This window comes from Bacillus sp. JJ1122 (assembly GCF_036964885.1).
GTDB lineage: Bacteria > Bacillota > Bacilli > Bacillales > Cytobacillaceae > Mesobacillus.
Window position 1 is genome coordinate 354,279 of record NZ_JBALQL010000006.1, and the last position, 581, is coordinate 354,859.

The window sequence follows — 581 nt, forward strand, 5'->3', positions numbered from 1 at the left end:
CTGCGGGGTCTCACCTGACCAGCTAAGCCCGCAGGACATTGATTTGCTTCCTCGAATCCGCCACACACGATGGAAATGCGGTAGCATTTTCGGAGGAGTCTTCGCGCCTTCCACTACTATCAACAGGTGCTAAAAATCACCTTTTACCTTTGACAGAGCCTATATTTTAACATAACTTCTTACCTTATCTGATTATGAAGGGTGCTTCCCCTTTCAAAATAGTCTTGCAATTTTCTTGGTTAGCTTATACTATCAAAGGTAATTGTGACAATTTTGTGAAGGAGTGTTTTTTTTGACAAAAGTACAGATTAAAGTAAATGATAATGGTTCATTAAGGATTACTGGAGATGTAGAATTATTGGATGGTGCCGGGAACAAATTCGAAACAAAGCCTGCTTTTTCGCTTTGCCGCTGCGGTATGAGTAAAAATATGCCGTTTTGCGATGCTTCCCACAAAGGGAATTTTGAATCAGTTGTGCGTGCTCCTCAGCCTGAAGAGACTGAGTAATAGTGAGAGGGCAATGGGTTTCCCATTGCTCTTTTTTATGGATAAGAGAGTATAAAATTCACTTCGAGAAATG

At 41.0% G+C, this 581-nt stretch carries 1 protein-coding gene; it reads left to right on the forward strand.

All coding sequences use genetic code 11. The features are described 5' to 3' along the window. Window positions 1-292 precede the first annotated feature (292 nt). The gene (locus V7201_RS05535) at window positions 293-508 is read left to right on the forward strand and encodes a CDGSH iron-sulfur domain-containing protein (protein WP_335375781.1); all 216 of its coding nucleotides are present in this window, start codon (window positions 293-295) and stop codon (window positions 506-508) included. Window positions 509-581: the final 73 nt, after the last annotated feature.